Origin of the sequence: Desulfobulbus alkaliphilus, from assembly GCF_016918545.1 — a bacterium.
In the GTDB taxonomy this organism is placed as follows: domain Bacteria; phylum Desulfobacterota; class Desulfobulbia; order Desulfobulbales; family Desulfobulbaceae; genus Desulfobulbus; species Desulfobulbus alkaliphilus.
The window spans coordinates 1-384 of sequence record NZ_JAFFQC010000443.1 but is presented as its reverse complement, the minus strand read 5'-3'; the positions used below and the strand labels follow the sequence as shown (position 1 = coordinate 384).

Annotated in this window: 1 protein-coding gene; it reads left to right on the top strand. The window is 69.3% G+C overall.

Features of this window, described 5'->3' with window-relative positions:
* The coding region (locus JWG43_RS21215; protein ID WP_205244510.1) for a response regulator at positions 1-384 on the top strand (384 nt) is incomplete at both ends.

Below are 384 nucleotides of genomic sequence, written 5' to 3'. Positions count from 1 at the left end.
GACCATGCACCGGACGGCGAAGAAGCCCATTATCTGGGCGAGAACGAACCCTATGACGTCATTGTCCTGGATCTGGGGCTGCCCAAGATCGACGGCGTGTCGGTGCTGGAGCGCTGGCGGCGCGAGGGCAAGACGACGCCGGTCCTGATCCTGACGGCGCGCGGCGCCTGGTCGGACAAGGTGGCGGGCTTCGATGCCGGCGCCGATGACTATCTGACCAAGCCCTTCCATACCGAAGAGCTGCTGGCGCGTCTGCGGGCGCTGCTGCGCCGCTCGGCGGGCATCGCCTCGGCGACGCTGTCGTGCGGCGGCTTGCGGCTGGATCCCCGCGCGGCGCGCGCCAGCGTCAATGGCGAGCCCCTGCGCCTGACCTCGCTGGAATAC